Source organism: Brevibacillus reuszeri, from assembly GCF_002897295.1.
GTDB lineage: Bacteria > Bacillota > Bacilli > Brevibacillales > Brevibacillaceae > Brevibacillus > Brevibacillus reuszeri_A.
Map to the genome: position 1 here is coordinate 121,626 of NZ_BEXF01000015.1, position 25,805 is coordinate 147,430.

28 protein-coding genes are annotated in these 25,805 nt (G+C 41.0%); 1 reads left to right on the forward strand and 27 read right to left on the reverse strand.

Going from position 1 to position 25,805, the window contains the following annotated elements; translation table 11 throughout:
- Positions 1-11 precede the first annotated feature (11 nt).
- The 27 genes from C3B52_RS22280 to C3B52_RS22400 form a co-directional block, all read right to left on the reverse strand.
- Positions 12-362 (reverse strand): DUF4258 domain-containing protein, encoded by a 351-nt coding sequence (locus tag C3B52_RS22280; RefSeq protein ID WP_103108591.1) that lies wholly within the window; start codon positions 360-362, stop codon positions 12-14.
- Between the two features lie 235 nt (positions 363-597).
- Positions 598-1,140, reverse strand: coding sequence for a hypothetical protein (locus C3B52_RS22285; protein WP_103108592.1), 543 nt, complete (start codon positions 1,138-1,140; stop codon positions 598-600).
- Between the two features lie 59 nt (positions 1,141-1,199).
- Positions 1,200-1,937, reverse strand: a complete 738-nt coding sequence (locus C3B52_RS22290; protein WP_103108593.1) for a stalk domain-containing protein — start codon at positions 1,935-1,937, stop codon at positions 1,200-1,202.
- A gap of 110 nt (positions 1,938-2,047) precedes the next feature.
- Positions 2,048-2,422, reverse strand: a complete 375-nt coding sequence (locus tag C3B52_RS22295; protein ID WP_103108594.1) for a hypothetical protein — start codon at positions 2,420-2,422, stop codon at positions 2,048-2,050.
- Between the two features lie 327 nt (positions 2,423-2,749).
- Positions 2,750-4,159, reverse strand: a complete 1,410-nt coding sequence (locus C3B52_RS22300; RefSeq protein ID WP_103108595.1) for a CHC2 zinc finger domain-containing protein — start codon at positions 4,157-4,159, stop codon at positions 2,750-2,752.
- Positions 4,160-4,217: 58 nt separating this feature from the next.
- On the reverse strand, positions 4,218-5,885 hold the full coding sequence (locus C3B52_RS22305; RefSeq protein WP_164684868.1) for a DEAD/DEAH box helicase: 1,668 nt from the start codon (positions 5,883-5,885) through the stop codon (positions 4,218-4,220).
- A 22-nt stretch (positions 5,886-5,907) separates the two neighbouring features.
- Entirely contained in the window at positions 5,908-6,138 is a 231-nt protein-coding gene (locus C3B52_RS22310; protein WP_164684869.1) for a hypothetical protein, read from the reverse strand.
- A complete protein-coding gene (locus C3B52_RS22315) occupies positions 6,131-7,033 on the reverse strand; it encodes a hypothetical protein (RefSeq protein ID WP_103108598.1) in 903 nt (300 codons plus the stop codon). The genes C3B52_RS22310 and C3B52_RS22315 overlap by 8 nt, the downstream gene beginning before the upstream one ends.
- A gap of 1 nt (position 7,034) precedes the next feature.
- Entirely contained in the window at positions 7,035-7,577 is a 543-nt protein-coding gene (locus C3B52_RS22320) for a hypothetical protein (protein ID WP_164684870.1), read from the reverse strand.
- 23 nt (positions 7,578-7,600) lie between these two features.
- A complete protein-coding gene (locus tag C3B52_RS22325) occupies positions 7,601-7,798 on the reverse strand; it encodes a hypothetical protein (protein ID WP_103108600.1) in 198 nt (65 codons plus the stop codon).
- A 290-nt stretch (positions 7,799-8,088) separates the two neighbouring features.
- Positions 8,089-8,292, reverse strand: coding sequence for a hypothetical protein (locus tag C3B52_RS22330; protein WP_103108601.1), 204 nt, complete (start codon positions 8,290-8,292; stop codon positions 8,089-8,091).
- Between the two features lie 230 nt (positions 8,293-8,522).
- The gene (locus C3B52_RS22335) at positions 8,523-13,238 is read right to left on the reverse strand and encodes a hypothetical protein (protein WP_164684871.1); all 4,716 of its coding nucleotides are present in this window, start codon (positions 13,236-13,238) and stop codon (positions 8,523-8,525) included.
- A 22-nt stretch (positions 13,239-13,260) separates the two neighbouring features.
- Positions 13,261-14,133, reverse strand: a complete 873-nt coding sequence (locus C3B52_RS22340; protein ID WP_103108603.1) for an S-layer homology domain-containing protein — start codon at positions 14,131-14,133, stop codon at positions 13,261-13,263.
- Positions 14,117-14,737, reverse strand: coding sequence for a hypothetical protein (locus tag C3B52_RS22345; protein WP_103108604.1), 621 nt, complete (start codon positions 14,735-14,737; stop codon positions 14,117-14,119). Before C3B52_RS22345 ends, C3B52_RS22340 begins: the two co-directional genes overlap by 17 nt.
- A 319-nt stretch (positions 14,738-15,056) precedes the next feature.
- On the reverse strand, positions 15,057-15,641 hold the full coding sequence (locus C3B52_RS22350) for a hypothetical protein (RefSeq protein WP_103108605.1): 585 nt from the start codon (positions 15,639-15,641) through the stop codon (positions 15,057-15,059).
- 11 nt (positions 15,642-15,652) lie between these two features.
- Positions 15,653-16,072, reverse strand: coding sequence for a hypothetical protein (locus tag C3B52_RS22355; RefSeq protein WP_103108606.1), 420 nt, complete (start codon positions 16,070-16,072; stop codon positions 15,653-15,655).
- Positions 16,073-16,093: 21 nt separating this feature from the next.
- On the reverse strand, positions 16,094-16,243 hold the full coding sequence (locus C3B52_RS36620) for a hypothetical protein (protein ID WP_164684872.1): 150 nt from the start codon (positions 16,241-16,243) through the stop codon (positions 16,094-16,096).
- Between the two features lie 7 nt (positions 16,244-16,250).
- Complete coding sequence (locus C3B52_RS22360; protein WP_103108607.1) at positions 16,251-16,682, reverse strand: hypothetical protein; 432 nt, start codon at positions 16,680-16,682, stop codon at positions 16,251-16,253.
- Positions 16,683-16,850: 168 nt separating this feature from the next.
- Entirely contained in the window at positions 16,851-17,063 is a 213-nt protein-coding gene (locus C3B52_RS22365; RefSeq protein WP_103108608.1) for a hypothetical protein, read from the reverse strand.
- A 26-nt stretch (positions 17,064-17,089) separates the two neighbouring features.
- A complete protein-coding gene (locus tag C3B52_RS36625; RefSeq protein WP_164684873.1) occupies positions 17,090-17,263 on the reverse strand; it encodes a hypothetical protein in 174 nt (57 codons plus the stop codon).
- A 60-nt stretch (positions 17,264-17,323) separates the two neighbouring features.
- The gene (locus C3B52_RS22370) at positions 17,324-18,277 is read right to left on the reverse strand and encodes a hypothetical protein (protein WP_103108609.1); all 954 of its coding nucleotides are present in this window, start codon (positions 18,275-18,277) and stop codon (positions 17,324-17,326) included.
- Complete coding sequence (locus C3B52_RS22375; RefSeq protein ID WP_103108610.1) at positions 18,277-19,257, reverse strand: hypothetical protein; 981 nt, start codon at positions 19,255-19,257, stop codon at positions 18,277-18,279. Before C3B52_RS22375 ends, C3B52_RS22370 begins: the two co-directional genes overlap by 1 nt.
- 2 nt (positions 19,258-19,259) lie before the next feature.
- On the reverse strand, positions 19,260-20,624 hold the full coding sequence (locus C3B52_RS22380) for a Flp pilus assembly complex ATPase component TadA (RefSeq protein ID WP_103108611.1): 1,365 nt from the start codon (positions 20,622-20,624) through the stop codon (positions 19,260-19,262).
- A gap of 283 nt (positions 20,625-20,907) precedes the next feature.
- On the reverse strand, positions 20,908-22,146 hold the full coding sequence (locus tag C3B52_RS22385; RefSeq protein WP_103108612.1) for a hypothetical protein: 1,239 nt from the start codon (positions 22,144-22,146) through the stop codon (positions 20,908-20,910).
- 30 nt (positions 22,147-22,176) lie between these two features.
- A complete protein-coding gene (locus C3B52_RS22390) occupies positions 22,177-22,977 on the reverse strand; it encodes a hypothetical protein (protein ID WP_164684874.1) in 801 nt (266 codons plus the stop codon).
- Between the two features lie 480 nt (positions 22,978-23,457).
- The gene (locus C3B52_RS22395; RefSeq protein ID WP_103108614.1) at positions 23,458-24,795 is read right to left on the reverse strand and encodes a sensor histidine kinase; all 1,338 of its coding nucleotides are present in this window, start codon (positions 24,793-24,795) and stop codon (positions 23,458-23,460) included.
- A gap of 221 nt (positions 24,796-25,016) precedes the next feature.
- Positions 25,017-25,370, reverse strand: a complete 354-nt coding sequence (locus C3B52_RS22400; RefSeq protein WP_103108615.1) for a hypothetical protein — start codon at positions 25,368-25,370, stop codon at positions 25,017-25,019.
- Between the two features lie 329 nt (positions 25,371-25,699).
- On the opposite strand from C3B52_RS22400, the gene C3B52_RS38235 reads away from it, so the two are divergent.
- The coding region (locus C3B52_RS38235) for a transposase (protein ID WP_201264908.1) at positions 25,700-25,805 on the forward strand (106 nt) is incomplete at its 3' end.

A 25,805-nucleotide genomic window follows, 5' to 3' on the forward strand; every position in this document is an offset into this window, starting at 1 on the left:
CCAACAAAAATTTAAGCTACCGAACACCCATACTTACGCTCGTCTAAAGGGGGAAATGCGGTTATCACTACATACGAGTTTTCCGCATTTGCCACGATGAGCACCATCTGTTGATCCGATGAATCCCTGCCAATGATCACAGCTTCCCCGGTATCATAGTTCACGATCTGATTGTTATCATCAGACCATCCAATGCACTCTCCCGTAACGAGACAACTTGCTATATCACGTTTTGAATAGCACCTTTCTGTCTCAAAAATGTGATGGGAAAGGACTATGGGTTTACCTGTATTCGGTGAGAGTGCTTGTAACAACTGACTGTACCATTCATTCCTTGATCGATTCATCCGAACTTTTTCCATAGACAAACCTCCTTAGGCTTTTTGAAAACGCAAAAAACCCGTAGAAAGGTAGGATGAGAACCATCCAACCAGCCTACGGGCTGTTAACTACGAATCCAGAGAAATCTGGTGACTGAACCAACAAAATGGCTCGAAAATAAAGAAAAAAGAAAAGTGATTTATGTGTTTTATTTTACCATGGAACGAATGGAAATGGAATGTATTCCGTCAAAGAATTAAGAACAAATAAGCACCCCTAAAACTTTAGTAGAGACCCAAATAGTAACTCGTTTTTTCCCTTTAGAATGACATGCAATTCTTTGGGAATGTTCTCATTCATCGACAGCAGAAAGAAATGGTTTTTTCTTCTAACCAAATATGCACCATGAAAGGCAGAAGCAAATTGCATTATCATGTATGTATCATCGCTTCCAAATGGCGATTCTGACGGTTTTCCCTCCTGAATATATGTATCCATCATTCCCATTGTTTGATCCCACGTTCTTCTTAAAGTTTCGAGTGTTTCTGTTTCCCCTATCCAGGGCTCAACAGGGACACCATCTATAACTTGAATCCAACGTCCATCTTCTGCATGGATTCCTTGAAAATAGATATCGTCTCCTCGAAAATAGCCATTCTTAGAATCTTGCGCTGGATAGAAGAATCCTTCAATGACTTCTCTGTATATGTGTTCCCAATCCTCCGAATATGGATCGTCTTCCCAGAGATACACGGCTCCGCTAATACACTCCACCAAAAAACTCGCTTTTCGTAATGAGTAAATCATTTCGATTTCCATTTCGGACTCGATTTTGGATCCCTCCTTGTATGATTGAGTAAATCATATCCGGTTGAATTTTACTTTCTAAAGTAGGCATCTCCAAATATTACTTGCGTGTAACTATCCGATCCTTCAACCGCAATCCGGATATCCTTCTTCCCTTCTATGCGTATGGACAAGTGTTCCCCTTCGGAAGAGGTTTTCATCATTTTAAAGGTGTCCGTGAAAAAGGCTACTTCCTTCCCATTCACAACCTCAAACGCTCTAATTGTGATACTTCGTTTCGATGTCTTTTTTGCCTTAGCATTAGGGTCATTATTTAAGACAACAATATCAGACTCGAATGCACGGTACGTACCTTCAGGAAAGGTAAAGGAAAGTTTGGTATTCCCTTTTACGATGGCCCCATGGGAGAAATCGGTATCAGCTGGATTCAAGTCCTTATCGACCAGTGAGAGTAATACGTTCCCTCCGGATCTTCCTTTATAATCCACTAATCGGAGATTTCCCTCAGGCTGCTTGGTATTTAGATGAACGATTCGCTTTTCATCATCGTAACTAACGTCTAGCCCTGTTCCCTCTCCAATCGCTCTGATCGGTACGTATGTCACACCATCTAAGATCAATGGGGAAATCTGTTTTCCATTGTGATCCTTGGCTACAATCGGAATACCATCTTTATACACTTTCATCCGTGAGTCTTTAATGACTTGCACAAATTCTTGAGCGGGAGCAGCTGAACCAACTAATACCCCTCCTGCAAATACCGTAAATAATGCCGCACCAATCATGTACCATTTTTTCGTGAAATTCAATTTAAATTCCTCCCTGCAATAATTGATCCATTTTCTCGACTTTTGTTCCTGCTGGAGACTTTAAATGTTAACCTTTCATCCCAAGCAGCCCAGTAAAGGATTCCATTTTATCAATGAACCAGAATTGCTCGTAATGCAGCCCAAGTAACTTCAGGGAATACAATGATGAGTATCGCGTCTAAAATCGTAAACGAAAAAACAAACCAGAATATCTTGCTTTCAAAAAAGTTACCCTTTCGGATTAGAAATCCGAAAAGAAGGAAAATCACACCAGCAATCGCAGCCAAGCTGGCCATGTGCCTGATAACCAGAGTTGCATTTTCGGATTGAGTTAATAGATCTAACAGTTCATGTGTACCTGGATTCGTCTTAATTCCCCATCTGACCATTTTTATGGCCAAAACCACGATCGCTACTTTCGCTAACCTTTTGAGGATCGTCTTGAAATAGACCTTATTCTCATTTTTTGATTCTGTTATCAGCATGAATCACCAACCTTCCTGCTACATGGAAAATTTATTCCACTGCTTCGCATACTTAAATTTCAGTAGTATGGAACGTAAAACGTGAATATTGCACCTTACTACGGCTGTCTGTTTACATTAGAGTTGGTAAATACAAAATTCTATTTCATCAATATTTTTAGCTCTTCAACGGTCGATTCCGTTTACATTAAAGTTAGTAAATACGTCCGCCAATATTGGGAAATATGTGTACAAAAAGCTTCAAGGTTAGCGGATTTACCAACTTTAATGTGACTGATTTAACAACTCTAATGTCAATTTACTAACTCTAATGTCATCGAACTACGGCTAACTAAAGTCAATAATGGGGAAGTACTGAGGCCTAAGCCCAGCGAGGTAGAGATCGTCTATTCCCTTTGCCGAGCTTGCAATATCCCAAAGAGCTAAATCGATACTAACTCCTTCAGCTGAGAAAGCTCGAATGAACGATCGGATGACTTCCCCCGCTTCCACGCGTTCATCTTCCTTGTCTTTATTTACCACTGTTCGAATAGCATCACCATCGATCGCTAAGATTACTTTCTTTGGTTGTAATTTCATCGCACCTTCAAATGCTAGAGTCCATTGACTTAAACCGGGAAAACAAACGGCTGGCCTCCCCGTAAATTCACTCATGATATCTCCTTTTAAAGGTCCTTCGGTGATATCCACCACACTGCAATCGATGGTTGAGCCATCTGGCATTGCTTCTGGCGGGTAAGCAACGTGGTACGTTGGAACAATTTTCGATCCCTTTCTCTTCTCATTGGAAGATAGCCATATATACTTGTTCCTCTTTTTGATCCGTACTTTCCCTACCGTTTCCCCTGCTATTTGAATTGGAATCTGATCATTCCCGGTTACTTTCCCCGAGTAAATCAAACGCTTTTTGTAGTGAACGGTCAGAACGTATCCATCTGAGATTTCCGCTTTAAGAGGATGCTCTCCAATCACTTCTATGACAGGATGTAACATCGGGCTCTCTACTCGTAACTGAAAACCTTGTACAACCCCATATTCATTCCTCACAGGAATCAGGATTCCATTTGTCCCTGACATGTTCCAATACACACCGCTACTATCTTTTTTTACAGATTCATAAAAACCAGGAACACCCTCTAACGTAGTAAATTCATCACTGATGTCTCTAGCAATGAGGTATGGTTTATCCGGATACGAGCGGTATTGCCGTAACCGAATGACATCTGTTGTCATTTTTCTCTCATGGAGCAGATGATCCAGGTGCTCCTTCTTAAGAGACAACTTGTCAATTAAGGAACGATAGACCGCTGCAACGAGTTGTGGCTCAGCTAAGGGGGAATCTTCCCGTTGCGATTGAACAAACAGTGGCCTTGCTGGGCGATCTGATTTTCTATCCGAGCCATCAACGTAAGTAACGGTATACCCCATGTAATAGCAAACCTCTTCTACCGCTTTTGGAAAAAGTGATTCATCAAATTTTCCCCACTGATAGTACATCATGAATGAAATAGCCCCTGTACCCCCAGTGTCCGTGCATTGCCCAAAGCAATGAAAGCGATTTTTCCCAGGTTCTATACTTAAAGAAGGCGTCTTTTCACTATGAACAAAGCAGTTGGTGAAGTAAGATCGTCCTGTTTTAGACAGAGGGAGGCCAAGCGCCTTGGCGAGGTCAAATACATTAACGCTTTTTGCAAAGTTTACCGTCTCTTCTGATAGAATTTTCTGTTCCGAATCCATTGCCTTGAGTCACCTCCTTAGCAGGTTACAACTTACGGATTGGCCCCATGAACCAAGCTCAACGAATGATTTGAAGCTCTAGGAGTTTCTCCGTTATTTCAAAGCGATCTAGCAAAAGGGCAGCTTCGCCAGTCGTATTGGGAATGGGCATTTTTAACCTACGCAGCTGCTCAATTTGTTCACTGGTAACTTGCTCTTGCTTCTCGACCGCTTCTTTTAAGACCATCTTTTTCATCCATGGTTCTGTTGCCCGCTTCTCAACCAGCTCTTCCGCTTTGATCTGAGCAGCTCCCAAAGTGGGATACGGATCTAGATTGACACAGCTGATAAAGTCCCGCTCCTTGGCGTACGCCCAGATATTCCATCCTGGATCGTCAATGTCTGTAGACGGAACGAGGCAGATACTTCCCGCTCCTAGGTTAATACTGTAGCCTACGGGGAGTGGGTTCCAATCGAACTTACTCTCTTTCGGGAGAAGATCAACTACCTCTACCTGTTGGAATTTCTCTTCTAATGCTGATTCGTAGGCATTCATGATGAGCTGTTGTCGGATGACGTCTGAAGTACTGATTTCAATGTTCTCATTTACTTTTCCTGATGATTCTTCCTCACTCGTAATCCCCTTTTCCCGCTTAATTGCTTCTTGCTCAGTCGCTGTCCCGATGATGGACAACAGAGTGACGAGCTGATGTCGACTTGAGTTCCCGGCAAAATCGATAACAAGGCAATCTTTCTTACCGGGAAACAGTCTCATACCTCTTCCGACTGCTTGAACGTACAAGGAACGACTTTGGGTAGGCCGTACCATAAGTACGCATGAAACTTCCGGGCAATCAAAACCTTCAGTAAGAACCATAACATTGGTCACTACGCGAATTTCACCCTGTGCAAATTTAGTTAGAATGTTTCTCCGTTCTTCGTCTTTCATGGTGCCATCCACATGATGGGCTGATATGCCAAATGAGCGGAAAGTAGCAGCCAAATCGATCGCGTGCTGAACCGAACAACAAAAGGCTACCGATAACTTCCCTTCGCATCGATTCAAATAGGTTTCGACTACCAATTCATTCGTTTTAGCCGTATTAAAGTTCAACGCCAGTTGGGCTTCATCAAAGTCGCCATAGGTCGTTTTGATCTTTGATAGATCCACTCCGGTATCAATTCGCTGCCCTCTTAAATTGACAAGGTACCCTTCCTTGATTAGATCCAGCATGTTGATTTCAAATACAATCTGGTCAAAGACGGTCGATAGTTCTTTCCCATCCGTTCGATCAGGAGTTGCGGTAACCCCGACAATTAAAAGATCAGGATTCTTTTCAGCGAAGTGATCAATGACCTTCAAATAAGTAGGGCTTACCGCATGATGACACTCGTCAATGATGATAAGTTCTACTTTTTCGGTTATCTGCTCCATCCGATTTACTAGTGATTGGACGGAACAAGAAATGATTTGCTTTTCCACTTCATTCTCTTGGCCCTTGATGATCCCGACATCTGCCTCCGGCCAGACTTGCAATAACTTGCTTGCTGCTTGCCGTACCAATTCATCACGGTGTGCGATAAACAATGATTTTTTATTCATTCTTCTGAAGATTTCACTACTGATAATGGTCTTTCCCGCACCGGTAGCTGCAATAATGAGTTGCCTCTTTACTTCATGTTGCAGCCGAATGACCTCTGATACCGCTTTCTCCTGGTACCAGCGCATGGACATAGGAGCTGCCATGTGCATCCCCCTCTACAATGAATTAATCCACTACAATGACCCTGACATCCACTTCTCCAATTTTCAAGTAGGACGGGCTAACTACTTGTGTTTGACTATGATCAGCAGGGACAAAATCTCTAGTCGGATGTGGTATCACGTATTCGAAGAAGATATAACCAAAACCAATCAACATGATGATTCCGATGATCATCATGTTGATGTTTCCGATGAACATTGCGATTCTTTTCACTTTGGCGTTCATTTTACTCACCTTCTGGTTTCTTTTTGGATGGTTCTTTCGGGTCTTTTCTCTTACGGAACGCAGCAATGTAATCGTTCGATTTGATCACCATTTCGCAAACATTGTCCTTCTGCTGATTTTTCCTCAACCTACCATAGATCACACAATGTTTATCTACCAATTGTTCGTTGTTGTAGGTGAAGTAAGGGAAATGTGCCTGAAAAACTATTAGCGTAAAATTAATTCCGTTAACAGGATACAAATTGATGTAAATGACTTTCTCCCTGCGGTTCACATGCTTCACTTTGCCAAGGATAAAATATTCACCAGTATCGTTGTTCTCGGTAACATAGCGGTGTGCAACGTCTGGTGTTAGGATCATCTCCGGCAACGGGACCTTTATCTTCTTACCGCCTCGCTTAACCGAAAAGGAAATCGTTGTAAGTTCATCTGGAGTAAGTTTTGTGAGTAGCTTTACAATGGCCTTCGGGGAGCTGCATCTAGTAATTCTCTTGCTTTCTGGATCAATTTCTTCTTCCTCAGGCTTTTCTTTTTTACTGGGTTCTTTCTTTTCCGCTTCATCGTCCGATAGATACGTGCGATCGGGATCTAACCTACGGAGATTCAAATCAATTACGTATTCATCTTCATACAGCTGTGTGGCTTCCATAAGGGTCTGGTACTCAATCGTCTTTTCAAGCGCTTCAAGTGGATCGAGTTTTTGAAAGAATCCGCACTCTGGTTTATGTTGAGAATCTGCATGTCCTGTCGTTTTGAAATGAGGCGTAATGTCCTGATTACCACGATTATGTATAACACTAACCCTACAATCAGCATCGATGCACTGCACCATTCCATGTTCAGTCTGATCGTAATCAATGGCCATCACACTTTGTTTTAGTTTGGTTGACCACGCTACTTTCATCTTATCTTCCCTCCCGAGCTGGACGTTCCGACTTCAATAGATCCTTTCGTTCCTCATCTTCTTCCTCAGTGAAGGTTTGAAGTGATAAAGACTCTTGCTCTTCGTCTTCGTCTATCGTTGCATTTGAATCATCTGTCTTCTGATCAAGAGAGGATCTCTTTTTGTCCTCCCTATTCCCGTCCTTACCTTTTGACTTCCTGTGCCCTCTACTCTCTTTTGCCACCTGACTTTTCAACAGGATAAAATGATACAAGTTCATATACATCAGGTACCATCCGATAAAGAATCCTCCAAAAACACCAGTAAGGAATCCTTTTATCATGACGAAATTTCGGTTGAGGCCAAGGCAAATAAGGACAGCTTTCCCTAACCCCATGTTGTGCTTATGAGTAATGTAGTAATAGAAGCCTGGGAATGCAAAAGCAACATAAAGTAACTCATAATTGCTCTGTTGACTAAAAATAGATATGGTTTGCAAGAGAGCAAGGAGAGCCAATGCAAGGTTGCCGATGATGACTCTCCATTTCAGTTTCGATTCATTCACTTTGAATATAGGCTCGTCCGTGTTCATAGGGATTTTTCTCTAATTAAGAATCCTTCGCCATCCAATCCCCAATAAGCGTGCCCTCTTCTGTCTTCCATAATCTGAGGTTCTTGAATACCGATACGCAAAATGGTACCGAAACTTGCCGATGGCAAAGGAGCTAATTGACTAATTCTCAAATCGATTGATTCGGATACTTTACTTGCAGCTCTTTTTTTCAAGTGGAACACTCCTTTAATGGGTTTTCGTTCTGAAACAAAAAAAGACGAATCCCTTTTCTCCAATGAAGAGAAAAGAAATTCGTCGGTATTTCCGCCGAGGTTTTTTTAGTTCGATCAATTTCCACTCTATTATAGTACATTACCAACTTAGCCTGCAAGGAAATCTCTCATTCATATGTTATGCTGCAAAAGTAGGAGATTCAATCCTGATTAATGTACTAAGGTAAAAAAGAAAGGTATAGACTATTGCAGCAGTTAACATCAAGGATGACACTGTAATTTTTGAATTTTCATTTCGAATATTTAGACTCTAACCACAGGTATATTTTCTCTTTAACCTCTGTATCATACCATCCCCATTGAAGAGCTAAGCCTTTAATGTCAGATGGAACTTCTTCGGCAATAATTGTGATTTGTTCTTCGCTCGGCTTAGTTCCTGTTATATCTAAAAAACAATCGTGCACTTGATCTCTCATGCTTTGAATTTCATTCATTTTCAGTACCTCCAGAGTAGGTATTGTGCTTTGATGGTCCTAGTGCTGTCTCGGATTGATAGTTAATAGCAACACCAACCATGAACATTATCGTTAACATTATTGAAAATAATACCAATCCTACCTTCTTCACATTATACATATAATAATTCCCCTATTCTATCGGATTTTGAGATAAAACAAGAGATGACCATTATCAGCCATCTCTTGCCATTTAGTAATTCCATGGTCTACTTGTAATGGGTTTTGTATGCCTGCCATTCGGCTGCGTTCCCTAGAATCTCGATAGGCAACTTGTAATCATCCATGTTGTGACCACGCAGCTGCGTCTTATCATACACGGGATACCCTTTATCGACTCCAAACTTGAAGCGGGGCAGGAAGAATACAGCGTAGTTCCCTCGCTGCAATCCACTCCATACATCCCCCATCTTTAAGGTATCCACTCCATTTTCTCGATTACCCAGTTTTGGTACGGAAATGGATGGACCGTGCCACTCTTGTCCTACTTTCACGAGATTGAGCGAGTTTCGTAGGTCAGTGTTCTTTCCGCCTTTTTCTTGCATCCAGGATGTAGCAGACAGGATGACTGGATATTGATTGGAGAAAGGATGCTTATGTCGTGGCTCGAAGATCATGTGAGTAAGAATGGTTTCCCCGGCATAGTAGGAGCTGTTTGTACTCGATTTGTACCGGTCTCTTGAATGCTTATCAATCCATTCTGGTGTGTGCAGCAATACGCCTTTTGCATTTGGTTCGTATACCTCAAACTTGGTATCATCCCCAGTAACTTTAATAGTAAACGTGTTTTGAATGCTGCCACGATCTGTTCCTGGTGCGCAATCTCCAGCTGGAGCGTCTGGATCAGATGGATCGCTCGTTCCGGAACATAACTCATAACTGATCTCAAAATCCACCTTGTAGGGTACCTCAACTTCAAATGCTTCCGTTTTAACAACGTAATCTTCAGCATTTAGTTGTAGTGCCCATGTTGTTAATGTTGGTACTGTTGTACCATCGTAGATCTGACTTTGTACAGCAGATTTCGGATTCAACGAGTAGTTTCTATCGATTCCAGGTCCAAGTACCGTCATTGGGAAGGAACCGGGCCATCTAGTCAAGGAATTAGATTGTGCATTCCAACTTGTTGGATTAACTGAAATAGAAACGTTCTCGTAATAGGAATCGGGGTACTTGGCTTCGTAATAGGCAGTCATATCTACAATTGCTTGAGCAATTTCTTGATCAATCTGAGCAAATGCAGCATTGATTTGACCTTGATTGACTTCTACCTCAATTCGGGCTGGCTCTTTTTCCCAAGTCCCATCAGCTGTACTTTGCAGAAGACGGTCGTCAGAATCATATACCTTGATCTTCATCTTTCCACCAGGGATTTCTCCCCCTGGTTCGCACGTAGTGCAAGGTTCGGGATCAGGTGGAGGATCTTTCCCTTTACCTATCTCTAAAGTGATGGTATACGTACAATCCTGAGCATTCGGCCAGTCTTTATCAATTACGGACCCAGCTATTTGGTAGCTTCCCTCAGCCACAGGGGTACTAGGACTAAAACCAACATCATCAGGAAGCAGGTTTTCTAAAGCTGGTGAGGATGTCCAACTTGATTCGATGTAAAATCCAAAACCACTCGATTTATCCAATAATGGCTCTGGAGTGTTCCATAAAATCACTGAGAAAACGTCTGGTGATGTTGGGTAGTTTATAGTAGCACCACTTTTGACAATCTTCTCCGTCCAAACGTCACCGAACTTATCAAACACATGAACATAAATCGCATCGCAACCCTCAGATGTATTGAGGATCTTAACGGTTATCGCGAGTTCGCAATTAAGCAGCGCAGGGTATCTGGTATCAACAACTTTTGCCTTGATCACATACGTACCCGTAGATAGTGCGTTCGCCTCAAAACTTTCAGCAGGAGAGCTAGCTTTGTTCGCGATAACTTGTCCAGTCACTTTATTGACAGCTGTCCAAGTGACTTTCAATCGATTACTCTTATCTGCATCTGATACAGCGAGTTTAATATCGAGTGAACCTGTTGAGGTAACAAAAGGATGTACCTTTCCCTCGCCGTTGTTGCTGGAACTTCCTCCTTGATCGTATGTCCACCTGTTATTACTCGAAGTCCATAGGTGGATGTATAGATCATCACACGTTGTTTCCGTTACAGTGATTTCAATATACTGAATGCACGTGATCCCTTTTCCTTTCATCGTTGCTTTCAGGGTATAAGTCACTGGGGAAGATTCTGAAAATCTCTTCGTAAACGGGTTACCAGTGCTTGTACTGGTTCCTTTCGAGCTGGTTAATTCCCAATTCACAGATTGAATTCCTTTAGAAGAACCGTTCATCAGGGCATAGGCCTCGACGTCGAAAGCTGTTCCCGTTGTGAGTTTGAGTTTGTATGGGTTGGCTTGCGTCCCTGACCCATTTTTGCTCTCGAAAGTACCATTCACTTTTAAGCGTAAATCGAGATTATCACAATCAAATTCTCCACCCGGAGGATATCCCCATACAACCTTAATGGTAAAGCACGTCTCTCCTCCTAGCTTTGGATCTTCCCTTGAAACGGTAATCAGGAATCCATCAGGCACTTTTTCAGGTCCCTGATTAAACGTTTGCTTCAATTGGTATGCTGTTTCTCCGTAAGTTCCATACGAAGATTGGACAAACCAATAGACTTTTGCTGAAGGCGATCCCTGATACAAGGCTTCAAAAACAGTCTCATTTAACTCCCCAGGTGCAACATGGAGAATGTATGGATTACTTGGTGTACCGGTTCCGCTTGAAAAATTAACTTTTTCGCCATCCACTGTCACGGAGCCAATTTCAAATCCTTCGCATCCTTTATCCGGTGGAGCTGTTGAAATAACGATATTCATTTCCCAAGGCGGACAATCTATATCTTCAATCTCCTTAAATCGTTTGTGTCCGTCATGTCGGATTTTATACGTTCCTGCTTTGTCAAACCATACTTGATCATTCTTTGGAAGTCCTTGGTTATACGAAGCCTGATACAAGAAGTTGTCTGTTTCATATGGAACGTATCTATCCCTGCGATCATCGTGCTGTAATGGCCAACGCTTCACAGTACCATCTGGGTAAACGATCTCCCAATTTACAGGGTATGGTTGGTTAGCATCTCTTCCATCATGATAAACCACATGGAAATCCAGTTTAACCGTATCGGGAGTGCGGTATATCGTAGTTCCGCTACTCAGCTGCTCTCCACCAACATAGTTGTTATAAACAATGGGACATTTTGGTTCACCTGGTTTGACTTTCTTCTCGGTCGTTAACGTTACGTTGTAGCACCATACTTTTCCATCGTTTCCTCTATACTCAATCTTAAAAGTAATATTGTCATTCTCGCTGATGCTGATGGCATACTCACTGATGATAAGGCTCGTGCCACCAATGGTGACTGCACTTGCTTTCGCAGGAGCTCCATCTACATACCACGATCCACCACCACCACCGCTACTGGGCCGTATGGTTACCTTTTCTTGCTTGCTGTTCATGTATTCAGCGACTACTTTCACGCTTACATTTGCTGTTGCGTGTGGTGTAATTACCGAATATTCAGTTGCTTCTGAACTTCCTGAATTCAGTTTGTGAGTAATATCCATCTTTTGTGCTTGGGAAGGATCAGAAGGTGGACACGGTATACTACCTTGCATATCTGCTTTCACGTACGTAGTTAAGCAGATCTCATTTGATCCCGGTAAAGAGTAGGTGATTTTATAGACTTGTCCAGGAGAATTGGGAACGCTGAAGCTAAAAGTCGCAGAGTTGTTTACATTAAAAGCTGGATAGCCTTCAACTTTCCAATCACCTTTTGCACCCGCGCCATTGGTTTCAGCCAAAAACCGAGCTACTTCTCCAACCGTAACAATTTGTGTACTTCCTGCTGTAACGATCGGATCTGAAGCTTTTGTTCCTGAGTGAACATTGATTTTCGCACAAACAGCAGCTGGTGGACCACCACCTACTGTAAATGTTGCAATTGCTGGTGTTGGAGTACGTATATCAGGCGCTCCTTGATTCGCTCGTTTTTTCGAATCTACGATCAGGAACTGCACTTCATACGTACCCGCCTCATGCCCACCAACTGGGGGCTTATACTCAAGTACCTTCCCATTGTTATTCCATGTAAAAGATTCAACATGCTGACCAGTAGGCTCTTTGTAGTATTTAATCACATCACCGAATTGGACGTATCCCCTTCCCGAAGTCTTATTGATAACGGACAGGTTTAGAACTTCTACCCCTTTATTAAACTTCGAGAAATCGGTTGCTGAAGCTGTGATTTTTACCACTTCATTAGGCTGATAGGTGGTTTTATCTGTCTTTACTTCACGGGTTGGTCGTGGCGTTGTGAAGAAGTATTCTTTTCTTCGATATTTACCTCCACCCATATCATAAATGGCACTGTGATCATATTCTCCCCAGCCACCGGAAGATTCAGCTACTTTTGCGAGGTTTTTCATATTTCCTATTACGTTTACTGAAGATAGATTAGTAAAGTCATGAGCATAAACTCCGCCATTCCATGTGTTTGCATAAGAGGGGTTTCCATTGAAGATTTTTGCCCATTCTTCAGCATCTGAATGGGTCCCGAAAATATATCCGTTATCCGCTACCGCTTTTCTATCAGCAAAATGGAGGGCCGTTCCCTGTTTTTTTCCGTCAACATACATATCAACAAGTGTTGTAGATAAGTCCTCTTTTTTGAAAGTGGGGCCAGCAATATTTACACGCCCCGCTTCTTCTGTTGCAGTTCCAGCTCGGTCTAACCAACCAACATTAAAACCGCTCGTATTTGCGTCTATAGCTGAAACAGTAATGGGGGGTGAACTTATTACCCCCGATACTGCTAAGATTACTGCTAATAGTAAAGGAATGCCTTTCTTTCTTATAAACTCCATCCTCATCCCGCCATTAGTTTTTCTATTTAAGTAACATATTGACCCTTGTTAATTTTGGTAATTCCGTATAACTGTAACTGGTTACTAGTCCAGCTTTTTTAGGAAGAGCAACCGTAAAAACCATAGCCTTAATATTCGCTTTCACTTTTATCTTTGTTCCGGGTTTAAGATAAACGATAGAATCATCCGCTAACAAAATCGTACCGTAAATAATATGGTCTTTACTCGTTGGAACCGTACCTAGTAAAAAACCGTTCTCTACCTTTAAACTAGCATGGAATTGATCAGCAATTTTCCCTCCGCTCACAATGCCGTTGTATTCAACATGAAGAAACTCTAATACAAGTGCTCCCTCTGCTCTAACAAAAGGGCTTTCCCCAGTTTGTCCCCATACCCTAGGTAGAATAGAACGTGACTGTAAGTGCTGATAATTTGTATTCCCAGGCCATATACCCCCGCGATATGGTTTCCACGCATTATTAACAATCAAAGATGCTTCCTCTTTAGTAAGAGGTTTATTCGGATCGATCGTTACACCTGCAAGAATCCCAACCTTGTTCGCTTTTTCATAAGCATCTTTTGCCCAGTGTCCAACAGGAAGTTGCTCTACTGGTGTTTTCTCTTTCAATTGCATGACCGTAACCAAGCTAGTTAGCAGCTGTCCTTGTGTCATTTGAACCTCAGGCTTAAAAGTTCCATCCGCGTACTTCCACATCACGTTTTTATTCAGAACGTAATCAATAGCTGTTTTATATTGATGGTTCTGATAATCGGTTGCCTGTTGAGCTTTCACCGCAGCTGCTGCTTGAGCAAAAGTGACAGGTGTTGGCCCCATTGCCAAAACTCCTGTTGTAATCAACGTAGCAACCAGCAATCCGTTAACTTGTCTTTTCATTAGAAATGCCTCCTAGTTTTTCGTAATTTTTACTTGCATATACTTCATCCATTTTCCGTAGTAACTTTGCCGCAAATTCATAATTGAGTGGAGCTACAGTACCGTCCTTAACCCCTACCCATGCCTCTACATCTGCTACAGAAACAGTGTGTTGTCCAACCTTTTTATTAATCGCGTACATGACGAATTCCGCGCCTTCACGAAGTGACAGTGTTCGTTTTGGTTGAATCACACAACCACACGGAATTACCCCATAAAACTTCGCGGATTCATAAATGGGTTTGTACTCTGGTTCCGTAACCTCTGGAACATCAACGGGTTTCGTCGAGATATCCCCGAATTGAACCATAACCATCCGGAGGAAGTCTCCTTGTAATGGCTGTTCAAAAGTTTGCATGTCACCCGAAATGAGACCTTCTTTTTTCGCCCATTCTACATCTGACATAACCAGCTCTTGAGCACTCGCGTTAGAACTTGGCTGGTTAAGGGTCATTCCACCAAAGAATGCTCCAGTTATGGAAAGTACTCCCACCACTCCAATTATGACCTTCCCTTTTAATCCACTCCAAAAACCTTTTTCTTGTTTTTCGCCAGATTTTAACATGATTTAACGATCCCTTCCATTTAGTATAGTTGATACAGTCTTGATATACAATTACTGGTGTACAAAAAGTGGTTTGGTAAATTGGCTACTAAAAAACAAAAAGCGGACCAAAGTCTCCTCTTTCCATGAAAGAAGAAGATCTTGATCCGCTGGGATATCCAGTCAGCCAACTATACAGTTATTCATGCACTCAGGCATGCAATTCCCGGCCATCGGGCCGATACCATAGAAACACCTTACGTACACAAGCAAATATTTTCCTTACACGTTCACTATACCATTGTTTCCGTGCGTAATCTACTTTTTTCTAAATGACAACTCAGTATCGAAGTTCTTGTACGCTAATCACGGGCACGATTTGTGTCCTTAACCTTGGAATGAAGCTAGGATCTTCTACATACGCAACTGCCACTAAGCACGGCCCTGTCATAACCTTAGGCGGCAGCTCGTACACGGTCCCATTTACTACTAATTTAGCCCGAAGTACTGAACCCGTACCCATGCTTGTCATGTTCGTGGTTTTAATAGACGCACCACTTAGAGTCATCGTAATGTCATACGAGTTTTTCCACTGCTGAAAATCGATATATTGCCACCCTACGTATACGTTATTTTTGGTAATGGAATTAGGAGCGGGGATATAAGAGCCAACTTTATCCCAAGTGAAGCTCCCGTTCTGGTTCATCCTGGTATGAAACCGCTCCAATGCCCTTGGCATATCAATTTCAATGACACCTTGACGTTTTAGTTCTTCTACTAATGCAAATGAGGCGTGGTGATTTGCGTTATCTACTAGCCTCTCTATTTCCATCTTCTTTCCAGTTACGACATCCGTATCAATAACCATTGCTCCTGAGAGAATTAACACGAAATGCAAAAAGAGTGCTAGCAAAATTTTAGACATATCCTTGTCTCCTAAGGGTTAGCATCATATGGAAGTGGCTCCATGGTGCCGAACATCGTATGTACAAAATTCCGATTGCTTTGAAAAAAAGCAACCAAATTTAATTTTTCGTAGGTAAGTGTACTCATAAATTCATCATTGTATGTTAAGGCGTTATCGCTAATTCCATCTGTTCGTGAGACTTGTAGCTTCAACTTGTTTATATCTAATCTGAACTTCTTTGTCTCAATCTCGCTTGCAATGAATGCTTGCAACAAGGGTTTTGTATTCGCTGGCAGCAAGTTTCCTTCTGCCTCGATCTTTTTCACGGCATCTGCTTGAATTTCACGTAGCTCTTGTTTCACTTGCTCTACGACATGGACTTGAACAAATCCTACCGGAATCAGAATCATGACGAATATGGAAAGTAATGTTCCTATATAGTTATGCATGACGTAACTCCTCTGGAATCGCTAAGTTCCCCATGTATTTAGAAAGCGCAATATGTGATCAAAAACACCAATTGTTTGAGGGTTGACAGACGAGGAATCAGCCATATAGGTAAATACCCCCATAACCAAAGTAAGTAAGGAAATAACGATAATTGCTAAACCATCTTTCACGGTTACATCACCCTCCTATGAACGGGATATATTGGCTTTCCCGATCGTTAATATACCGGAAATCTCCATCTCCTGTACGTAACCAATTTATCATTTGTGTAGAAAAGCTTGGCTTTACTCGCGTCTCTAAACGAACAAAATTCTTATTAGGATCTACCTGACTGTACACTGGCTTAGTAGCTCGAAAGTTTGGATCTTTATGAGAAGCCATAAAAAATGGGCCTTTGGAGCGGTCAAATCCTAATTTTTCTAACTGGGACTCATAATAAGCAGAGACAACGGGATCGAGGTAACCCGCTCCCGCCATCTCCTTAATGGTTTGTACATGAATTGCCCGAACCGCAGACTGCTCTTCATCGTAAACATATGTAATTGTCCCCAATGTAAAGACGATGATAAATGTGAAAAGGGATAGCAGATTAGATGAAAATTCGGACATTCTGTACAAACTCCTTTACCTATTAGAATTCAAATTCGTTGAAACGATCCCATCTCTTCTATCATCATGCGCATCACCAATTTTATTAAAGTTATCCAGCAATTGTATGCCATTAACGAGTGCGATGATAAAAAAGCACGATAGGAGTACTGCAAATAATGCCTTCATCTATCGAACGATATTTACTGAAGAACTACCTGCTGGCATCACTGGTACGTTAGACATTCCATTCATCGGATCGGTTTCAATAGTCGAATATTGAACCGCAGTTTTTTGACCGAGCTCAAATCCACCAACAGATACACCGTTTACCAACATAACAAACAAGAATACCAATCCTAGACTCAAACCAACGATGGTTCCAAACGTTTTATCAAACAAACTGTTTCCTCCTCACTATTCATACATCATTTTTTGGGAACGATGCTCCACATGTTAGTTGTCACTTCTTTTTTTAAACTTTTTGCATTGGCATCATTCGGATTTCCTGCGATTGATGGTGTAACATCAGTGAATACATAGACGATAAAAACCAACATCAAAGCAAGGATAACTACCTTTCCTAACGCGAAGTTAATCATATTCTGACCCCCTACTGGTATAGAGTGTGAATACATCACCCCTTTCAATGGAAACCATGCTTAGAAGCCGATAAACTGTCCAATCTGTTGTTTAAAGAATTGATACCATGGCAAGATTAACGCTCCAGCAGCTACCGTGAATGGTCCAAACAACAGCATATTAAATCCTGTATCTAGAACTTTTAGATCCTTTTGCTCATCAGCTGACCGTGCTTTTTGTATACCCAGCTCGGCCCTAAGAATCTGTGCCTCCTTGTTCTGAGGATTATTCATAATATACAAAACAGTATTTTTAAAGAGAATTGCCTCGTCTGTCCCAATATCATCAGCAAATTTCTCCATCGCTTCCTTTGGGTTGTTCTTGAATACATCGATACGAGGGGTATATTTCTTCAAGATACGTGTTCCTGCTAATGCGATTTCAATCATCCTGTGCGAAGTTTCTTTTTCCAAATCCCCTAACCGATTAAACGCACGCATAAAGTCATATTGAATAATTTTTCCTCTCTTCTTTGCTTTTGACTTTATGTAAGTACTCATGATAAACACCGAGATACCTGGCCAGAAGAAGAGACTAAACAAAGGGAATGATGGTGTTTTCGTCACCATAAGATCAAATAAGAATTGAAGGATGACAATGAACAACATGAGAATTGCTGTTGAAGTCATGACTACAACCCATTCCTTAGCAGATAGCCCCCAAGGATGATCGGCTAGCTTAACTGTTTTCTCGAATTGGGAATAGTGTTTAAACTTCCGTAAAGCACGATTTTCAAATTGCGTACCAATTCTATCTACCCTTCTTCTCAATGTCTCGATCTGTTGCCGCTTGGTCAATTGAGGTTTTTCCAACCTACTATTAAACAGGTAAACTATTGATAGTATGAAGATACTTAGCGGAACAGCTATAGCAAGGATCGATCCAATTTTTACGAGAAGACTTCCTGTTTCTGTTCCTGTTACAGTCTTAAAGGCGAGAATCCCGTTCGATATAAAATCTACGATTGTATCCACTACAGACGATCCCCTTTTTTCGACCATATTATTGCTCCAAGAAATGAAACGGTAAGTATGATCACGCTTATCGTTAAAAAGTTGATACCTTCTGGAGTTGCAAAATAGATTTGCTTTGCTTCCTTCAAAAACTCCATGTTGAGATTCATAATTCCGAATGAAACGAGCGTTAGAAGAATCATAAACATTATTACTACTTTGATCGTAGAGTTACGTTCCATATCTACTGATTTGGCTGCCCATAAAGAAACGGAAAGGTTATTAAGCGCTCCTTCTATGCTTTTATACTCACCACTTTTTCCGCTAATCACGATGGAAACAAAGTCATGAGCCCATCCAAAATTAAGAATTTCCGCGAATTTGTAAATGGATTTATCGAACGGAACCGTTGAGTCTGCAATGCATAGATTTATGTAATTGATTACTGATCGCATCTCTACTGGGCACCGATCGCCGATTTCTTTAAAAGCTAAAGTAACAATTCGATCGTAATCGAGGTAAGTTTGTGTATACGCATCCACGAAAGGTAGGAATACTTTTCTTGTAGCAGAAGCAACCCCTAAAAATTTCACGTAGATGAGAACAAACGGGAACACGCAAGCTACAATTCCACATGTACCAGCTAATAAAAACGAAGCTGTAACCTTAAAGAAGTATATGAGTACACAGAGACCAAATGATACGGAGCAAATTAGGAAGGTATACGGATCGTACTTAGGCTTTAAACCATTTCCGATTACCATGAGCCACATTTCAAAATTGTCGAACCACTCTACCTTCCAAGCTCGTTGGTAAAACTTGATTTTTGTAATCGTCCTCTGTCGAAGAGTATCATATAGGACCTGAGCTTTATTTTGCTTTGTTAGCTTTGAACCCGCTAGTACAAGTGAAAGAAACATCCCTCCTGCAAAAAGTAAGGTCATCGTTATGCTTAATAGGAGAGCACTTATGCTGACATTTGATAGGAAGGACTGAATCACGCTTATACCTCCCTTTTCAAGTTCGTTAATCCTAACTCACGAAGTATTTCTAAATCTGCCTTACCTTTATTTGTCATGTAATGTACCTTATGATCAGCTAACTGTTCTCCTGTCCACATAAGTTCCTTCTTCGAGAAGTCATATTTTGCTAATACCCTTGCCGTTGGTTTCGGTGGAACATAGTCTCCTCTTGGCGAAATCGAGTCTTCTTGCATTTCTGGTACAAATATGCAGTAATCTACCCGGTTACCCTTCAAATTTTCAAGTATCCAAAAGAGATCAATTCCCGATGCAATATTTCGATAAATATCATTGATATTTGTTTTTCTATGCTCATTCACAAGTGTTGCAAACTCACGGATTCCTGATACCGGATCATCTATGTCTGGTATTCGGATATGGGTGGTTAAAACAGTTTGGTCCGAACCTCTTCCACAACTCATAAGTGCATAGTGAGCTTCGATCCCTTCCCGTGGCTCTGCAAAACAGATTGTTTGTGATCCATTTCGAAATACATCACGTTGAACCGCAGCAAACCCCATATCATTAATGTCTTGAATCTCTGCGACGGTCCCCGGCCATTTCTTTTGAAATCTCATTTCGTGTTCAGTTTCGTAAATCGTGATGTTCTCCGTTTCTGGATCTTTCAAGATAAGCAAACCAATTTGTCGTGTTGTTTTACCAACACCTTGTCCGCCAGCAAGACAAATGTTTAACCGTCCGTAAACCGCTTGCTTACTGAACTCCCTTGCCCGTTCATCCATTTTGATATCATCCAATGAAAAGGAAGGTGTAATTAATCGACGAGTACGGATAATCCTACTATAAGTTCGATGAGGTATGTAGGATTGAATACGAGTTTCAGACGATTCAATGAATCCTCGAAGAATAGGCTCTGATGCATTGTGAGGTTTCTTGCAAATTTCTTCTAATCTTGATTGTATGGCTTCCAACTCGGAATCATCTGTAACATAACCGTAATAGCTTTTTGTGATGCCGTGCTCTACATACCGCGCAATTTGTCCTCCGCCTAACCAAACAGACTCTATCGTTGGCGATTGATGAGTAATTGCGTCATATACACCTAATCCATATATACGAAATACGATTCCTTCAATAGGTGGAACATTGGGATAGATTATGTGATCGTCTCCAAGCACAATGTTTTTCTTGCCAAGAACCGTTGTTAAATCTGAAATCAGGTTTTGTTTTGCAGTATTATCATCTTCCGTTTGAATACTCTTGATCCATTTCCCAATCCTTTCCTTTTGGTCAGGATCATCTATTTCGTTCATATCTTTGTAATATTCGGTGACCAACGAAATAACATCTCTTAATGATAATTTCGAACTTACACTCGCGCTCATTTTTTCCTCCCCGACCACTGATAGTAAAAATATGATTCGTCACGGTTTTTCTACATAGAGCCCTGTTCACCGCTGTACATCGCTGGACAATCCACCTGGTAACCTTCAGTTCTTGCTTCCAAAATAATATGAACGCCCATTTGCAGTTGATCCATTCTATCGTTTAGATCTTCATCCGCAGCATTACTTTGTCACATGCTTTTGCTAATAACTATTGAAAAGAGGATAGTTCCACGCTTTGGTTTGCTTCACTTACTTGGCCCTCCCCCTGATTACACGATTGTTAACTTACAGAGGCAAACAATCCCCTCTTCTTCGTGGCAACAATCAGCTCCAAGTCCCATTTATAAGTGGCAAATTCTTTTTGCATTTTTTTCGTGGGTTCAAGCAAATCGTTCGTAGTTTGCTTTGGAATCAAACCCCTTTCGTACGGAACCACACCTAGAACTGGCAGGCCAAGATACTTTTCCACTTCACTTTTTGATACGTACGATGTATCAAAATGCGTAATGATAACTTTGGTAGGCAGTCTTTCTAATACTTTCATGTATTGCAAAGTTCGATTTAACGAAAAACTATCAGGTCGAACCACAGTAATTACTTCATTCGATTCTCTCATCAAACGAATCTTTGTATTTGAAGTGAATGTCAATTCGCCCATATCAAAAATGATGACATCAAATTCCTTCCTCACTTTTTCTAAGAACATCACAATCTCATTCGGGCTCCATTTGTGTTGATCTTGCACCGCTGATATTACTTTCAAATTCGGTAGATTCTTATACGGGATGTGATATTTTAGATCAATATCTTCTAGCTTTTTTCTCTGAAACGCTGTTTTTGAATACGATAATCGTTGATGATGTGAGCCGGTGGTTTCTACTAAGTCAGCTTTATCATCGTTGATGTCCACAATGAGAAACTCTTTATCTGGATTCAGTTTTGCTAGAAATGGAAAGTGATAGAGGGTGAAAGTAGTGGCCCCTGAAGAACCTGGACCAGTTATGGTAATAACATGGCCACTTCTTCCATCATCCATTTCATTGGAAGCAAGCAGGATCGAAAGCTCACTTTGTTCCTGATCATGCTCGTATTCCGTTTCGTTTGATTCAGACAATTTTGGATTAACGAATCCTGTCAATTGGTCTGCTACCTCTTGGAAAGTAAGGTTTGTTTCTAGGAGACTTATATTCCCCTTCCAATTGGACTCTATTGCTAATTCCTCAATCACAACTTGAAGATGATATTGATCATTTTGTGATTTCGGTAGAATGTATAGTGTTTGATCTGCTTTCGTTTGATTCATGACTTCTGGAATCCATCGATAAGCGGATTCAGACATGTCTGCTGTCACCACAAGAATTATTTTCGGCTCATATCCTTGAAGCCTTTCGAGAAGCATTTCATATGTAGTCACATTCATCGCTTCTACTTTTTCAGGAGCTCTTCGATGTAATGAGGCGGTTTCTGGTAGGTATTCTTTTGCTTGAAGCGGGCGAGATGATAAAACTAGTGCAATCATGGATAACTCCTCCCTAATAACGTACTAAATCTATTTTGCAGCTGTAATCTGCGACTCTGTTTCGCCAATAGTCGGTACAAACGGGATGTCTATTACTTCAACATTCCCATTATCATTTAGTGTGATTTTCTCTGCTTGTGGCATATAGACACCTATCTGGACATCTCCATACTTTAATGCTTCAACAAAAATTTTGTATTGTTCATCAGACCAGTTGAAAAGCATACGACTTGGAATGGCTGTAGGTGCTCCTCGATAGGTCTGTTGTAATCTCCGTTGCGTATCCGAAGAGTTCTCTGGTTTGTTATCGATAAACTCTCCTACAGCTTGCGTAGATTCCACTATAGGGGCCAGCATGCTAAAGATTTCTTCCCCTTGTGAACCTTTCACCCCAGCCACCTGGCTAGTAAAGAGGAAATCTGAAGCAGCTCCTGGCGTTTGCTTGAATTCAATTGGTGGGCCGAGCTGCTCGATCATTTGCTCTTGTTTCTTTGCTGAGTAGCGGACCCACACTTTCACAAAGTCTCCTTTGCGAATTTCTGTCATCGGAGTGAAGTCTGAAATTGGGATCTCATATCTTGCTTGGTCCAGGTTTGGAAACAACTTTTTATCGTCTACTACTTTCCAATCAAGAAGTGGTTCACCGTTTGCTACTGGTACCCAAGTCATTTTCCCAATCATCTTCGGGATATTCGTTGAGCTCATCATTCCATCGATCAATTCCGATTTTTGTACAGGCTTGGTATACAGGTCGCCTGGTACAATAGGCGTGTATGGGTCCAAGATCTTCCCAGGTCGAATCGCAATGATTTCCTCATATTGCTCTTGCATAAATTGTTTCTCGCTGTGTTTGTAAAGCAAATTTGCAGCCACTATTGCACATCCCAGTGATAGCACTGCATATAAGGTCACCTTTTTCTTGTTTACACTCACCTTTTTAAGCCCCGCTTTCTTTATAAAAATGTCCGTATCCTGAAAAAATAAAAAGCGTACCCGGTAAACAAGTATCTACTAGTTTACTGGTACGCTTGGGATATCCACGCGATATATGAAATTAGACTTATTACCTATTGTGTTTGTGACCTTCGTTCGATTTGAATTATAGCATGTAACAATTTAACAGACAAGTAGTTACGACAAAATTATCCAAGGCTCCGAAATTTAGCTACCTAAAAAAGGATTTAATAGGCTCGCCCCAAGAAAGAAGCAACTAGTACCAAACAGGTCTTATGCTTTAACTTCATCATTTGCGAAACAATGGAAATGAATGATGGAATTTCTATAGTATGAAACTAAGTGGAAGTTGGCGATTTAAGCTGAAGCCATATCTGCTCCAGTACACGGAACCGAAATTGTAAATCTTGTGATACCATTAACAGATGTAACCTCAATTTGTCCTCTGTATTTCTTAACCAGTGATGCTACAACCGATAACCCAACGCCGCCTTTTCCCGACTTTCTAGTGGTATAACCCAAACCAAAAACCTTTGAAATATTTGTTTCGTCAATCGTTGGCCCCGAATTTTCCACGACAAGAATTTCATTATTCCCTTCACGAATCCATTCTACTAGAATATAACGATCTTCAGGTTCTAGTTTCTGAGTTGCCGTCATCGCATTATCTAAGAGATTGCCCAAAACCTTTGAGATATGTATACTCTTCCACTCAGAAAACTGAGGAGCTTGAGGAGAAATATTAAGACGTAAATCAATCTCATTTCCAGCATAGATAGCCATTTTACTGTAGAGCATTGCTGATACCGTAGGATTCTTTACGCCATGAACGACATCAATGATTTGTCGTGCCTCAATGATAAGCTGCTGGATATAATCCGTAATCATGTCGTAATTCTTCAGCTTCAAAAAACCGATTATCACTTGATAGTGATTTAAACTGTCGTGTTTGATAGAATGAACGGCTGTCGTCAAATCATTCAACTGTCTTGCAAAAGGTGCCTCGGTTTCATTCTCGACTCTTTGAATGGTTGCCCTGACATACAGAAAGAAAACGACAGCGGTAATGGACATGAGTATTAAAGCAACCAACTGATATATCCACTGGTTGGCTGTTACAGCAATGACGCTTTCGGGCAAAATGTCAGCCAGTATTCCCGATATATTAATCAAGAGAATGGAGACAAAAGACAAACCACCTGAGACAAGTAATAGTAGCAAATAGCGGTTTTGATGAGTTTTTGGCCAAAAACTTCTCAGATTGAATTTGATCAAGTATAGAATGATGCCAAGTGATGCAATCACGGTCAAATATGTATAGGATAGTACGTATCGGAACAATGAACTTGTTGCGAACACTTCTAAATCAATCCCGGAGTAGTTCAATAGCCAGCCTAAAATAGACTCTGACATCATCATCCATGAAGCAGATCCCATTGACATGGCCATGGCCAGATATCGAAATCCAAGTATCCAGAATAGTACCATTTGCCCAGTAAAAAATAGAATCAGTTTGACTTGATAATTGACTCCAATATACGTTAAGAAATCTCCCCACAATGCGAAGACGATACCACACAGAATCAGTCGCTTCCATTCTTTGCGTAAGGGTATATGGAACAATGAACACCCTACAAACAACAACAGGACTGCCTCGGGAATGTCTAATAGTAGGAGTTGGACGAAAAACTCCATCTTATTTATTCCCCTTTCTTTTCTCTAACCATCTCCAAAGATGATTAATTAATGGCTCAGATGTTTGCATAGATAATAATACTAACATACATCCACCACACAGCATAAAAATTTCAATAACACTCATGATGCCTCCCTATGAAGTTTATCTCTAATCTAATTCCCGTATCTTCCCCTTTGGAAACAGTTAGTTTCTTACAGATAAAACAAATAACACCCTTTCAGGGTGTCTGTGACTGTATTTTTTCTGTTATCCATTCAATACTCTCTATCTCGTTGAGTCCATTATAACTTACGAAGTACTTTGGCCCAACAAACATTCGATCGTTGAATTCCTTAGATACCCTGAGCGTTACATCCTTGCTATCTTTAAATATCAAAAAGCAATAGGTAGAACCAAGTTCCCCGCTCTTGAATTGTTCAGTGTAGCAGTCCTTTGAATAGATACTATCTTCAATCGCGTACTTTTGTACTTGTTTCTTCTTATAATCAATAATTTCATATGCGACTTTACTGCCCCATAAGAGTCCAAAGGCTAGCGTACCTATTAAAACGCCCTTAACGAGTTTTTTCATGCTCATCCTGCTATCATCATGTACTTGCAATGTTAGTCAAAGGATATCCATCACTGAATTTTTTTGATTCTTTTGAAGAGGTCTGGAACTAAAAGATAGCTTCCACCTATTCCAAATATTACCCAGGTCATCCAGTGAACTGTATCATTTTGAATTCCGGTCAATTTATCATTCGTGCCGTAAAACCCCTTGCTTTAGCTATGGGGATATGAGGCACTTTGCTCTGTATCCCCTTTAGGGGGCTAAGAGCAAACAAAAAATAGTTCTTTTTTGTATCGGTGTTAGATATACTCCATTCATCTAACGCAGTATGGTATAATTAACCATAGGTGATGGTTTTGAGTAGATCAGTGGAAACTAACCACAATATCGTATTTGACTGTAAATATCACGTTGTCTTTTGCCCAAAGTATCGTAAAAAGGTTTTGACAGAAC